15 protein-coding genes are annotated in these 12,598 nt (G+C 61.1%); 8 read left to right on the plus strand and 7 right to left on the minus strand.

Annotation, left to right across the window (positions count from 1 at the left end; genetic code table 11):
* Positions 1–15: 15 nt before the first annotated feature.
* Together ACR0IR_RS17280 and ACR0IR_RS17285 are read right to left on the minus strand one after the other, a co-directional pair.
* Positions 16–255: a DUF6868 family protein gene (locus tag ACR0IR_RS17280; protein ID WP_005981131.1), complete on the minus strand. Its 240-nt coding sequence runs from the start codon at positions 253–255 to the stop codon at positions 16–18.
* An 87-nt stretch (positions 256–342) separates the two neighbouring features.
* Entirely contained in the window at positions 343–1,080 is a 738-nt protein-coding gene (locus ACR0IR_RS17285) for an N-formylglutamate amidohydrolase (RefSeq protein ID WP_170366179.1), read from the minus strand.
* A 117-nt stretch (positions 1,081–1,197) separates the two neighbouring features.
* Between ACR0IR_RS17285 and pyk the strand changes: the two genes are divergently transcribed.
* Positions 1,198–2,643: a pyruvate kinase gene (pyk, locus tag ACR0IR_RS17290; protein ID WP_170366181.1), complete on the plus strand. Its 1,446-nt coding sequence runs from the start codon at positions 1,198–1,200 to the stop codon at positions 2,641–2,643.
* Positions 2,644–2,645: 2 nt separating this feature from the next.
* Here pyk and ACR0IR_RS17295 read toward each other — a convergent pair whose 3' ends face one another.
* Positions 2,646–3,131 (minus strand): Lrp/AsnC family transcriptional regulator, encoded by a 486-nt coding sequence (locus tag ACR0IR_RS17295; protein ID WP_170366183.1) that lies wholly within the window; start codon positions 3,129–3,131, stop codon positions 2,646–2,648.
* 189 nt (positions 3,132–3,320) lie between these two features.
* On the opposite strand from ACR0IR_RS17295, the gene ACR0IR_RS17300 reads away from it, so the two are divergent.
* From ACR0IR_RS17300 to ACR0IR_RS17325, 6 genes are all read left to right on the plus strand, one after another.
* Positions 3,321–3,758 carry a universal stress protein gene (locus ACR0IR_RS17300; RefSeq protein WP_093965150.1) on the plus strand — a complete coding sequence of 146 codons (438 nt, stop codon included), beginning with the start codon at positions 3,321–3,323 and terminating at the stop codon, positions 3,756–3,758.
* A 14-nt stretch (positions 3,759–3,772) separates the two neighbouring features.
* Positions 3,773–5,326: an alanine/glycine:cation symporter family protein gene (locus ACR0IR_RS17305; RefSeq protein WP_170366185.1), complete on the plus strand. Its 1,554-nt coding sequence runs from the start codon at positions 3,773–3,775 to the stop codon at positions 5,324–5,326.
* Positions 5,327–5,507: 181 nt separating this feature from the next.
* Entirely contained in the window at positions 5,508–5,708 is a 201-nt protein-coding gene (gene rpmI / locus ACR0IR_RS17310; RefSeq protein ID WP_039523697.1) for a 50S ribosomal protein L35, read from the plus strand.
* A gap of 14 nt (positions 5,709–5,722) precedes the next feature.
* Entirely contained in the window at positions 5,723–6,088 is a 366-nt protein-coding gene (gene rplT, locus ACR0IR_RS17315; protein ID WP_170344760.1) for a 50S ribosomal protein L20, read from the plus strand.
* 244 nt (positions 6,089–6,332) lie between these two features.
* On the plus strand, positions 6,333–6,974 hold the full coding sequence (locus ACR0IR_RS17320; RefSeq protein WP_170361428.1) for a hypothetical protein: 642 nt from the start codon (positions 6,333–6,335) through the stop codon (positions 6,972–6,974).
* A gap of 227 nt (positions 6,975–7,201) precedes the next feature.
* On the plus strand, positions 7,202–7,978 hold the full coding sequence (locus tag ACR0IR_RS17325) for a methyltransferase domain-containing protein (RefSeq protein WP_170366188.1): 777 nt from the start codon (positions 7,202–7,204) through the stop codon (positions 7,976–7,978).
* Between the two features lie 120 nt (positions 7,979–8,098).
* Here the strand turns inward: ACR0IR_RS17325 and ACR0IR_RS17330 are convergent, their stop codons facing one another.
* Complete coding sequence (locus tag ACR0IR_RS17330; protein ID WP_170366190.1) at positions 8,099–9,490, minus strand: aminotransferase family protein; 1,392 nt, start codon at positions 9,488–9,490, stop codon at positions 8,099–8,101.
* Positions 9,491–9,712: 222 nt separating this feature from the next.
* Here ACR0IR_RS17330 and ACR0IR_RS17335 point away from each other — a divergent pair, with 222 nt between their 5' ends.
* Positions 9,713–11,341, plus strand: a complete 1,629-nt coding sequence (locus ACR0IR_RS17335) for an acyl-CoA synthetase (protein ID WP_170366192.1) — start codon at positions 9,713–9,715, stop codon at positions 11,339–11,341.
* Here ACR0IR_RS17335 and ACR0IR_RS17340 read toward each other — a convergent pair.
* From ACR0IR_RS17340 to ACR0IR_RS17350, 3 genes are all read right to left on the minus strand, one after another.
* Complete coding sequence (locus ACR0IR_RS17340; protein ID WP_170366194.1) at positions 11,338–11,679, minus strand: DOPA 4,5-dioxygenase family protein; 342 nt, start codon at positions 11,677–11,679, stop codon at positions 11,338–11,340. The two genes, ACR0IR_RS17335 and ACR0IR_RS17340, sit on opposite strands and share 4 nt — an antisense overlap.
* Positions 11,680–11,769: 90 nt before the next feature.
* Positions 11,770–12,408: a maleylacetoacetate isomerase gene (gene maiA / locus ACR0IR_RS17345; RefSeq protein WP_170366195.1), complete on the minus strand. Its 639-nt coding sequence runs from the start codon at positions 12,406–12,408 to the stop codon at positions 11,770–11,772.
* Entirely contained in the window at positions 12,405–12,596 is a 192-nt protein-coding gene (locus ACR0IR_RS17350; RefSeq protein ID WP_149776332.1) for a DUF2783 domain-containing protein, read from the minus strand. Before ACR0IR_RS17350 ends, maiA begins: the two co-directional genes overlap by 4 nt.
* Positions 12,597–12,598 lie beyond the last annotated feature (2 nt).

Below are 12,598 nucleotides of genomic sequence, written 5' to 3' on the forward strand. Positions count from 1 at the left end.
ACAACGCGCGCCGGTTCAGACCAGCTTGAGGGCAATCCAGGGCATCAGGCAGAAGATCAGGGTCAGGATCTTGTAGTTGGCAAGATACTTGAAATAGGCCTTTCTGACCTCGGCCTTTTCCATCTGGAACATGCGGCCGTGAATGGCGGCGATGCGGTCCTGCAGGGCCACCACCATCAGGGTCGACAGCAGCAGGACCGCAAAGTTCAGAACGGTCATCCAGCCGAAAAAGGCTGTCAGGGTTTCAGGTGTCATGACGGCCTCCTTTCATCCCAGAGAATGGGGGCCGCCCGCGCGCCGCGCAAGAGCACGGGCGTCGTTTGGTCGCGGATATTTCCAGCGTTACAGCCCGCTTGCGGCAAGCGCATCCTGCAGGATCGGCGCCAGGCGCTCGGCCCAGGCGCGTTGCCCGGCATGATCGGCGATCAGGTCGTTGCGCAGCTCGATCAGTGCGTTGGGGCGGCCAAAAGCGGTGGCGTGCCGGTCGATCGCATCCCCCGGCAACACGCCGGTGTAGGGTTCGTTGACGCCGACGCACAGATCCTCCTCGGCCCGAAGCCGGTCGATCAGCGGGGCCGAGAACCGCTCGTCTGCGGTGTGCAAGATACCGACATGCCAGGGGCGCGGCGGGCGGCCCCGCAACTGGCGCGTGAAGGAATGCATCGAAACGATAACAGCGTGGGGCAGCGCGGCCATCTTGGCCAGCGCCTCGTGATAGGGGCGATAGCACAGGTTCAGGCGCCGTTCGCGTTCGGCGGCGTCGGCGTGACGGTTGGCTGGAATGATCGACCCGTCATACAGTTTCATCAGCAGCGTCGGGTCGTCCTCGCCCCGGTTCGGGTCGATCACCAGCCGCGAGAAATTGGCCGCGATCACCGGCGCGTTCAGGATCTCGCCCAGATGTTTTGACACCTCGTAGGCGCCTACGTCATAGGCGATGTGGCGCTCCATGTCCTCACGCGGAAGGCCAAGATCGCCGCCGTTGATCTGCGGCGGTACGGTGTTGGTGGCATGGTCACACGTGATCAGCCAGCGGGACGGGCGATCCGCCCCGTGCACATAAAACGGAGTGTATGTCATGAGCCTGTCATCTAGTTTGCCGCAGGTGTAGGACAGTTGCCACGGAAAGGGAATTGCGCAATAAGCGACCCGAACACTGTTTGCGGTAACATTCGGCCATCAAGGAGAGCAAGCGCGATGCGACGCCTGAGAAATGTGAAAATCGTGGCGACGCTGGGCCCGGCGTCCAACGACTATGATATGATCCGTGCTCTGCACGAGGCCGGCGCCGATGTTTTCCGCCTGAACATGAGCCATGGCAGCCACGACGAAATCCGTGAGCGCCACCGGATCATCCGTCAGATCGAAAAGGATCTCGACAGTCCGATCGCCATTCTGGCTGACCTTCAAGGCCCGAAACTGCGGGTCGGTGTGTTTGCGAATGATGCAGAAGAGTTGGTCGAAGGTGCCGCGTTCCGTCTGGATCTGGACGAAACTCCGGGCGATGTCAGCCGGGTCTGCCTGCCGCATCCCGAGATTTTTCAGGCGTTGGAAGCGGGGGCGCATCTGCTGGTCAACGACGGCAAGATCCGGCTTGTGGTTGAGAAATGCGGCCCCGATTTCGCGGATTGCAAAGTTGAAATCGGCGGGACCATCTCGAACCGCAAGGGTGTGAACGTGCCCGACGTAGTACTGCCGCTGGCGGCCCTGTCGGAGAAGGACCGGGACGATCTGGAGTTCGTTTGCCAGCTGGGTGTCGACTGGCTTGCGCTGAGCTTCGTGCAGCGGGCCAAGGACGTGTACGAAGCGCGCGCCCTGGCCGATGGCCGTGCCGCCATCCTGTCCAAGATTGAAAAACCCGCCGCGGTCGAGGCGTTCGACGAAATTCTCGACGCATCGGACGGTATCATGGTCGCCCGTGGCGATCTGGGGGTCGAACTCCCGGTCTCGGCCGTGCCTCCGATTCAAAAGCGACTGGTCCGCAAGTGCCGCGCCGCCGCCAAGCCGGTGATCGTTGCCACCCAGATGCTGGAAAGCATGATCGAAAGCCCGATGCCCACCCGCGCCGAGGTGTCGGACGTCGCCACCGCGATCTATGAGGGAACCGACGCCATCATGCTGAGCGCCGAGTCGGCCGCGGGCTCGTATCCGATCGAGGCCGTTCAGACCATGAACAAGGTCGCGATCGAGGTCGAAGCCGACCCAACATACAAACAGATCATCGACGCCTCGCGCCAGACCAAGGGAACGACCGTTGCCGACGGCATCGTGGCCGCGGCCCGTGAAATTGCCGAAAAGACCGACATCAAGGCGATCTGCTGCTTTACCCAAAGCGGCACCACCGCGCTGCTCACCGCCCGCGAGCGTCCCGGTGTCCCGATCATCGCCATGACGTCGCTGTGCGGCACCGCGCGGCGTCTGTGCCTCAGCTGGGGCTGTCACTGCGTGATGACGCCCGAGCTCGAGCGGTTCAAAAGCGCCGTGGTCAATGCGGCGCGCGCGGCGCGTGCCAGCGGATTTGCCGGCGCCTCGGATCAGATCGTGGTGACCGCCGGTGTTCCGTTCAACGTGCCAGGCTCGACAAACATCCTGCGCGTCGCCCCCTGCGACGAGCGTCTGATCTACTCGACGGATCCCGAATAGGATCAGCCACCCGGTCCGCCGGGTCTTGCTTTGGCGCCGACATGTTCTTTGACGGTCTCCATCACCGTGAAAGAGCTTGTCTGGTGTATCCCCGGAAGCTTGTTGATCTTGTCGCCCAGAACGGTTCGGAAATGCGCGATGTCGCGTGTCCGCACGGTCAGCATGTAGTCGAATGATCCGGCGACCATCAGGCAGGTTTCGATTTCAGGTACCCGTCGCACGGCCTCGTTGAAACGATCCAGCGAGTGTTCGGCTGTGGCCGTCAGCGAAACCTGCACCACCGTCAAGTGCCCCAGCCCCAGCCTCTCCTTGTCGATCACCGCGCTGTAGCCGGTAATGTACCCGCTCTTTTCCAGCCGTTTCACCCGCTCGGAACACGGCGTGTTGGTCAGGTTTACTCGGGCCGCCAGTTCGACTATTGGCAGGCGTCCATTGGCCTCGAGCTCGGCCAATATCCGTTGATCGATCTTATCCAAATCCCTGTCCATCAGGCAATTTCCCTGCGTTTTTGAGGTCTGGCGGCATATTTTCCTGAAAATAGACCGAAAAAATCTCCTTTTCCTAGTGATTTTTCCTGATACTTGACCGAAGGGCAGTCTTGTAAAACGAGTTCCAGGTTCCGGCTGCCCTGCCGGGGGCACGGGCCCCGGCCAAATCAACAAAAACGGAGGAACGAGATGACAACGAAAATTGTCATAGGACTGGACGGGACAGAGACCGGGGATCGCGCGGTCGGCTTTGCCAAGGATCTGGCAAGTCGGATTGGATCGTGTGAACTGCTGGTTGCCTATGTCATCGAATGGTCGCCCTATACTTTCCAAACTCCCGAGGAAAACGCCCTGCGGCACAAGCGGCGCGAGGAGGAGATCGCGCTTGCCACCAGCCGCGTGGTGGAACCCGCCGTCGAGGCCCTGAAGGCCGCAGGCTTCAGCGCCCGCGGTATTGTCCGCCATGGCGATGTGGCCGAAACGCTGAACGCGATCACGGTCGAAAACGGCGGATCGCAGATCGTCGTGGGACGATCCTCGGCTGACGGCATCAAAAAGCGAATCTTCGGCAGTTCGACCCAGAATCTGGTCATGCACGCCGACGTTCCGGTCACAGTCGTGAACTGACGGGAGGAGCAGACATGAAATCGATCAAAACCCTGGGCCTGTCCGGTGCGGCCGCGGCCCTGCTGGCCAACCCCGCATTTGCGCAGGAGGCCCCCGGTCTGGATGAAAAGATCAACCAGACTTTCGCGAATCTGACGGGCCCCTTCGTCAGCTTCATCTTCGCACCTTTTCCGGGGACGAGCTTTCCCTGGATCGTGATGTGGCTGGTCGTGGCCGCGACGGTGTTCACGCTGTATTTCGCCTTTGTGCAGATGCGGTTCTTCAGCCATGCGATCAGCTTGGTCAAAGGTGACTATTCCGACCCCAACGATGCGGGCGAGGTCAGTCACTTCCAGGCGCTGGCAACGGCGCTGTCCGGTACGGTCGGCCTGGGCAACATCGCGGGCGTCGCGGTGGCCGTCGGCATCGGCGGCCCCGGTGCGACCTTCTGGATGATCCTCGCCGGCCTTCTGGGCATGGCGTCGAAATTCACCGAATGTACGCTGGGTGTGAAGTACCGTAACGAGTACGAAGACGGCACCGTTTCGGGCGGCCCGATGTACTATATGTCCAAGGGCTTTGCCGAGCTGGGTCTGCCCGGCGGCAAGATCCTGGCGGTCCTGTTCTCGATCTTCTGTATCCTTGGCGCGCTGGGCGGGGGCAACATGTTCCAGGCCAACCAGGCGCACCAGCAGATCGCGGGCATCGTCGGTGACTATCCCGGTTGGATCACCGGCCTGGTCTTCGCGGCCGTGGTGTTCATGGTCATCGTGGGCGGCCTGAAGTCGATCGCCCGCGTGACCGAGAAGGTCGTGCCGTTCATGGGCATCCTGTATGTCGCCACTGCGCTGGTTATCATCATCATGAACGCTGACATGATCGGCTGGGCCTTCGGTCAGATCTTCGCTGGTGCCTTCACCGGTCTGGGTGTCGCCGGCGGCATGGTCGGTGCTCTGATCCAGGGCTTCAAGCGCGCCGCATTCTCGAACGAGGCAGGCGTTGGCTCGGCGGCCATTGCACACTCGGCTGTCCGTACCAAAGAGCCGATCACCGAAGGCTTTGTTTCGCTGCTTGAGCCGTTCATCGACACCGTGGTGATCTGCACCATGACCGCGCTGGTGATCATCATCACCCAGCAGCTGGTGATCGACCCGGCAACCGGCCTGTACGTGCTGAACGAAGCCGGCACGGCGATCGCAACCGTGGATGGCAACTCTGGCGTCAGCCTGACTTCGGCCGCTTTCGGCAGCGCCTTCAGCTGGTTCCCCTACATCCTTGCCATCGCGGTGATCCTGTTCGCCTTCTCGACCATGATCAGCTGGTCCTACTATGGCCTCAAGGCCTGGACCTATCTGTTTGGCGAGGGCCACACCAAGGAGCTGGCGTTCAAGCTGATCTTCTGCGTCTTCGTGGTGATCGGGGCTGCGGCCAACCTGGGCCCGGTCATCGACTTCTCGGACGCGGCGATCTTTGCCATGGCCGTGGTCAACGTCTTTGCGCTCTACTTCCTGATGAAAGTGGTGCGTCAGGAACTGGCCTCGTACAGCGCGCGACTGAAAAGCGGCGAAATCCGCAAGTTCGCCGACTGATGACACCAACCGGGGCGGCCCTGCTGCCCCGGTTCCCGACCCCGGTGCAAAAAGCACCCGAACGGGTCAAAAACCCCTTGCCAGCATGACCGAACTTGCGTAAACGGCGCATCTGATCGCGCGACCGGCCGATGTGGCATGCCGAGTCGCGTTTCGTACCGAACCCTGAAAGGAGACGGAAATGCCCAAGATGAAGACCAAATCGAGCGCCAAGAAGCGCTTCAAGGTGACCGCGACCGGTAAGGTCATGTCAGCTCAGGCCGGCAAGCGGCACGGCATGATCAAGCGGACCAAGAAGTTCATCCGCGACGCCCGTGGCACCACCACCCTGTCCGCCCCCGACGCCAAGATCGTCAAGGGCTACATGCCCTACGACCGCTAAGAGGAGATACCGATATGTCCCGCGTTAAAGGTGGAACCGTAACTCACGCCCGTCACAAGAAGGTCATCAAGGCCGCCAAAGGTTACTATGGCCGCCGCAAGAACACCTTCAAGGTTGCCCGTCAGGCCGTCGACAAGGCCAACCAGTACGCAACCCGCGACCGCAAGAACCGCAAGCGCAACTTCCGCGCCCTGTGGATCCAGCGCATCAACGCCGCTGTTCGTTCGCATGACGAAGCTCTGACCTATTCCCGCTTCATCAACGGCCTGAACCTGGCCGGTATCGAAGTGGACCGCAAAGTCCTGGCCGATCTGGCCGTGCACGAACCGGAAGCGTTCGGCGCGATCGTCGCCAAGGCACAGGCCGCTCTGACCGCCTGATCCTCTTTCGAGAGACAGTGAAAGAAAGGCCGTCCCGTTCGGGGCGGCTTTTTTCTTTGGATCGACCAGATTGGATTTCGCATAAACCAAGTATGGGATTCCGTCATGGTCACTACACGCATTTGGTGCAATCATCTGTTAAGTTTCACTGATGAATTGAATGCGGAATACTGAAATGCCTATTTGCCAAAGACTTACACAAGCCCTTCTTGTCTTGACGGCAGTGGCGATCTGCCACCCGACAGTGGCAAGATCACAGGACACGATCACCGAACCTGACCTTCCTGACGTTTTGGTTGAAACCTTTGATGGCGACGACACGACGCTCATGCTGGGTGGGCAGATCGACTTTCAATCGGCCAAGCCGCCCTGGGCTGTTTATGTGGCCGATGAAAAATTCGTCATGGAGAACAGACAGGATGCGCGTAGCCTTCAGTTCAACGATGTGGCGTGGGTGAAGTTTCCCGGCTCGGATTCGTTGGAGAGCACGCAGGACATGGTAATCTCTGCCGTGGTGGACGGAGAGTTCAGCGGCAAAAGCGGTGTGGGCATTCTGGTTGGCAGCGGAAAGTCCGGGAAGTATGTGGCGTTCACTGTGGACGACAAAGGGCGCTATCACGTACTGCAAAAGGACGGTCGCCAATTGCGGCTGGTACACGCGGACAGACATGACGCGATACGTGTCGGCGCCCCGAACAAGCTGACCTTCCAGGTCCGTGGGGCGCATGTGGTTTTCTTTGCCAACGGGACCAAGGTCGTTCAAACGCTGTTCTCAAAGCGAACGTCCACGAACTCCAGCCAGGGCGCTCGTGCGGGGATAGGCCTGGCAGCCTTTGGAACTGGCCGTTTCGAATTTGATGAAGTCGAAATCAAAAGGGCGAACTGACGCACAAAAACGCAGGTTGCACGAACTGGAGCTGCTTGGTGGGGTGGTTTCTAGGGTACTTGCCCCTCTGGCCTCCTCATTCAGTAAACAGTGAAAGAAAGGCCGCGCTACAAGGGGCGGCTTTTTTTGATGCCTGAGTGCCTGCTTTTTTGCGCAGGCAGACAATTAGACCAAAAACCGCTAGGCTTGCACGTGCTGAATTGACCAACATTGGTTTTGCGAGTGCCATGCTTGAATTTGATGCAGCAACAACGCGTCTACTCGATAGCGTGTATCAAGGTGCCGATGTCACCCGGCGGCGGCGAGGGTCTTTTGACGCGTTGCGACCAGCCCCGGGTGATACCATTGCGGACGTTGGATGCGGCAACGGTCTTTTGACAGCAGAGCTCGCGCGGGCGGTTGGTCCGACCGGGCGTGTTTTGGGGATCGATCCAAGTGAGGCGATGCGGAGTTCCGCCAAAAACCGCTGCCATGAATATGACTGGGTCCAGATCATGGAGGGTGAGGCAGGCCAACTTCCGGTCGAGGATGCGTCACTCGACAAGGCGGTATCGGTTCAGGTTTACGAGTATTTAGACGACATTGCCGCCGCGGTGGCGGAGGCCCATCGCTGTCTCAGGACGGCTGGTCTGCTTGTCGTGGGCGACATCCATTTCGACAGTCTGGTTTGGTACAGTGATGATCCGGCAAGAATGGATCAGATGATAAAAGCCTGGGACGAGCACTTTGTCGGGAGAGACGTGCCCGCACGACTGCCACCGATATTGAGAGACGCGGGTTTCAATGTGGAAAGCATCACGCCGATCACGATTTGCGATAACGAACTCCGGCCAGATGGGCTGGCCAATATGATGATCACCCTGCTGAAAAGGTTTGCCGAGTCCAACAAGCTCGTTCCGGATCAGGAAGCCAAGGAATGGGCGGATGAGCAGAGATCCTTGGCCGCGAGGGGCCGGTTTTTCTTTTCGCTAACTCATTTTGTCATCAGCGGGCGCAAATCCTAGACTTTGGTCTGGATGCGCTGATTGACTCAAACAAAGGCTATTGCCTGAGCAAATGGAGCTAAAAAAAGAAACCGGCGCGAAGAACGCCGGCTTCACTTGGTCTTTTATCCCGCGCTGGGTTTACCCGAACACACGCCCCAGTGCGCCATCAACCGCATCGGTGATTTGGTCGATGTCGTCCGCCGTGGCGATCAAAGCCGGAGAGAAGCATAGCGTGTTGTTGCGGCCGGGGACCGAGCGGTTGGTGACACCGATGATTACCCCTTGCGCCATGCAATCGGCCACGACCGCTTGGGCCAGCTTTTCATCCACCGGTTCTTTGGACGCCCGATCCGCGACCAGTTCGGCACCCAGGAACAGGCCCTTGCCGCGCACGTCGCCGATGACCTTGTGCTTGTCCATCAGTGCCTGCAGGTTGCCCATCATGCGATCCCCCATCGCTGCGCAATTGCCCAGCAGGTTCTCGTCTTCGATGATGCGCATGTTCTCGATCGCCGCCGCCGGCCCGGCGGTGCAGCCGCCAAAGGTCGAGATGTCGCGGAAATAGTTCATCGGGTCCGCGGCATCGTCTTTGAACATGTCAAAGACTTCCTCGGTGGTCACCATGCAGGCAATCGCGGCATAGCCCGAGGCCACGCCTTTGGCCATGGTCACGAAGTCGGGTTTCACCCCGTATTGCTGGTACCCGAACCAGGTGCCGGTGCGACCCACGCCGCAGACGACCTCGTCGATATGCAGCAGGATGTCGTACTTCTTGCAGATCTCCTGCACGCGCTGCCAGTAGCCTTCGGGCGCTTCGATCACGCCGCCGCCGGCGGTCACCGGCTCAAGGCACAGCGCGCCCACGGTGTCGGGACCTTCGCGCAGGATCACCGCTTCGATCTGATCGGCGGCCCATTCGCCAAAGTTCTCTTCGGGTGCGCCGTCCAGTTCGTGCTTGCGGTATTCCATGCAGTGCGGAACGCGCACGAAATCCGGCGCAAAGGGGCCGTATTGCGCGTTGCGCTCATCCTGACCGCCCGCCGACATCGCCGCCAGGGTCGAGCCGTGATAATCGCGGTCGCGATACAGGATCTTGGTCTTCTTGCCGCCGTACTTCTTGTGGGCGATCTGGCGGACCATCTTGAACGCCTTCTCGTTCGCCTCGCTCCCCGAGTTGGTGTAGTAGACCCGGCTCATGCCTGGCATCTTCTCGATCAGCTTTTCGGCGAAAAGCGCCCCGGGGATCGAGCCCGCCGAGTTCGCAAAATAGCACAGCTTCATCAGCTGGTCGTAGACCGCCTTGCAGATGGATTCGCGGCCATAGCCCACGTTCACCGTCCAGACGCCGCCCGAGACGGCATCCAGGTGTTCCTTGCCTTTCTGATCCCAGACGCGCATTCCCTTGCCTTCGACGATGATGCGCGGATCGTTCGTCTCGAACGGCTTGTGCTGGATCAGATGGTGCCAGATATGGGCGCGGTCGGCCTCGACCACGCGGGAAAGATCGTTTTCGTTGAACGTGCCGTCCATGACATGTCCTTTCAGTAAGACGCGACGCGCGGGAATCACGATGCCCGGCAGGCGCGGATGAACCAGATACCGCAGATCAGCCCGAAAGCCCGGTACGCAGTAGGGCCAGATTACCCGATCGCGTAGCTCCAGTATATTCGCCTCGCGTATTTTTACGGGTTTGTTTTGCGGCAACCTTTGTGCTCAATACGAAAAATCCGACGAATTGGGGAGGAGAGGCGGATGGCGACCCACAGCATTTATCAGCGCGATCTGGACAAAGGCCCGGCCAATTTCACGGCCCTGTCCCCGCTTAGTTATATCGAGCGGACGGCAGCCGTTTACCCTGACTATCCGGCCTTGGTCTATGGCGACCGGCGCCATAGCTGGGCGCAGACCTATGCGCGCTGCCGCCGGTTGGCCAGTGCGCTGGCCGCGCGTGGGGTGGGCACGGGCGATACGGTGTCGATCATCGCCGCCAACATCCCCGAAATGTACGAGGCGCATTTCGGCGTGCCAATGGCAGGCGCGGTGCTGAACGCCATCAACACAAGGCTGGACGCGCCGATCATCGCCTTCATCCTGAACCACGCCGAATCCAAGGTGCTGCTGGTCGATCCCGAATTCTCGGGTGTGGTGAAGCAGGCGCTGGAGCAGGTGGATCACGACATTCTGGTGATCGACATCGAGGATCCCAGTTTCGACGGCGGTGAGAAGCTGGGCGCGCTGACCTATGACGCGCTGCTGGCCGAGGGCGACCCGGAATTCGACTGGTCGCTGCCGCAGGACGAGTGGGACGCCATCACCCTGAACTACACCTCTGGCACCACCGGCAACCCCAAGGGCGTGGTCTATCACCACCGTGGCGCGGCGCTGAACGCCACCTCGAACATCCTGACCTGGGGCATGCCGCAACATTCGGTCTATCTGTGGACGCTGCCGATGTTCCACTGCAACGGCTGGTGTTTTCCGTGGACCATGGCCGCGAACGCGGGCACGTCCGTCTGCCTGCGCGCGGTGCGGGACGAGCCGATCTACCGCGCCTTCCGGAACGAGCGCGTGACCCATTTCTGCGGCGCCCCCATCGTGCTGAACATGCTGGCCAACGCACCCGATCACCTGAAGGATTTCGACCATGAAATCAAGGTAATGACCGCAGGCGCTCCCCCGCCTGCCGCAGTGATCGCCGCGATGGAGGGGATGGGGATCAAGGTCACCCATGTCTATGGCCTGACCGAAACCTACGGGCCGTCGGTCGTGTGCGCGTGGAAGGACGAATGGAACGACAAGCCCGCCGAGGAGCGCGCCGCGCTCAAGGTGCGGCAAGGGGTGAAATACGTCGCGCTGTCGGGGCTGATGGTGGCTGATCCCGAAACGCTCGAACCGGTGCCGGCCGATGGCGAGACCATGGGCGAGATCTTCATGCAGGGCAATATCGTGATGAAAGGGTATCTCAAGAACCCCGAGGCCACGCAGAAAGCGTTCCGCGGCGGCTGGTTCGCCTCGGGCGATCTGGGGGTGATGCATCCCGACGGCTATATCGCGCTGAAGGACCGGTCAAAGGACATCATCATTTCGGGGGGCGAGAACATCTCGTCGGTCGAGGTCGAGGATATCCTCTACAAACACCCCGCCGTGATGGAGGCCGCCGTGGTCGCCAAGCCGGACGAGAAATGGGGCGAGACGCCTTGCGCCTTTGTCGAGTTGAAGCCGGGCGCCGATGCGACCGAGGCCGATCTGATCGCGTTCTGCCGCGACCACATGGCCCATTTCAAGGCACCCAAGACGGTGGTGTTCGGGCCGCTGCCCAAGACATCGACAGGCAAGATCCAGAAATTCAAGCTCAGGGAACAGACGCGGGCGCTGGGCTAGGCGCCCAGCCGGTCAAAGATCGACAGGTCCAGGTCCAGCATCTCGCCCATCCAGATCGCCCTGTCGCGGTGATCGGGCAGGTGCTCGCCGGTTTCGGGGTGGGTGAACACGGTCAGCCCCTGCCGGTTCAGCATCAGCCACGGGATCACCTTGTCGAAGGCATCGGCGGCAAAGCTCAGCTGGCAGCTCCAACGCGGGTGGGGGCCGACATTGCGGCTGTGCATGCGGCCCATCTGGGCGGGGAACAGGCGGGCAGCCTCTTCGCAGACACGGCGGGCGGTCTCCTGCGTTTCGGCGTCGAAATAGACATGGGCGTGATAGCCGGTGATCTGTGGCATCGGGGGCCTCGTGCGGTGATTTCCGGCACAAGGCTAGGCCCGATCGGCGCCGGTGCACAGACGCATCGGCACACAGACCCTGTGCGCGGCTCAGCCCGGCGCGTGGGCGTCCGGGTGGGCCGCTGCAAATGCAGGGTGGTCGGCGCAGGCCGCCTCGACCGCCAGAACGCGCGGCAAGTCCGACAGGTCGACCTGCCAGCGCCGGGCGTTGTACATCTGCGGGATCAGGCAGAGATCGGCCAGCCCGGGCGCCGAACCCGTGCAATAGGGGGCCTGTTCGAATCCGGCCAGCATTGCCTCGAAGGCCAGCAGACCGGGGCGGATGAAATGGCGCATCCAGTCGCCGGGCATGTCGCCCCGGCCTCCGCTCAGCTGCGTGGCGTGGCGGGCGACTTTCAGGTTGCAGACCGGGTGCAAATCCACCGCGATGGCATGGGCCAGCGCCTGCGCCCTGGCCCGCGCAACCGGCTCGTCCGGCAGCAGGTTCAGACCCCGCGTCCGGTCGAGATAGTCGAGAATGGCCAGTGACTGGGTCAATTGCACGCCGTCGATCTCGAGCACCGGAACAAAGCCCTGCGGGTTGCGCGCCAGATGCGCGGGCGCGGTCTGCTCGCCCTTGACCAGATCGACGGTCTGCGTGCGATAGGCGATCCCGGCCAGGTTCAGCGCGATACGCACCCGATAGCTGGCCGAGGATCGCCAATAGTCATACAGGACGACGTCACTCATCGGGCTTTGGCCGCGTCGATCGCCTGTTTCAGGATGGTCCGGTCGCCGATGTGGTTGGCCAGCACCAGCACCAGCCGCGCATTCAGCGCATCGCTTTCGGCCTTGTCCAGACCGTCGTGCGCGGCCAGCAGATCGGCATAGAAATCATCCGCGCCGTCGATATTCGGGGTGAGGATCAGTTCATCCATTG

Source organism: Ruegeria sp. CF2 (assembly GCF_056537385.1).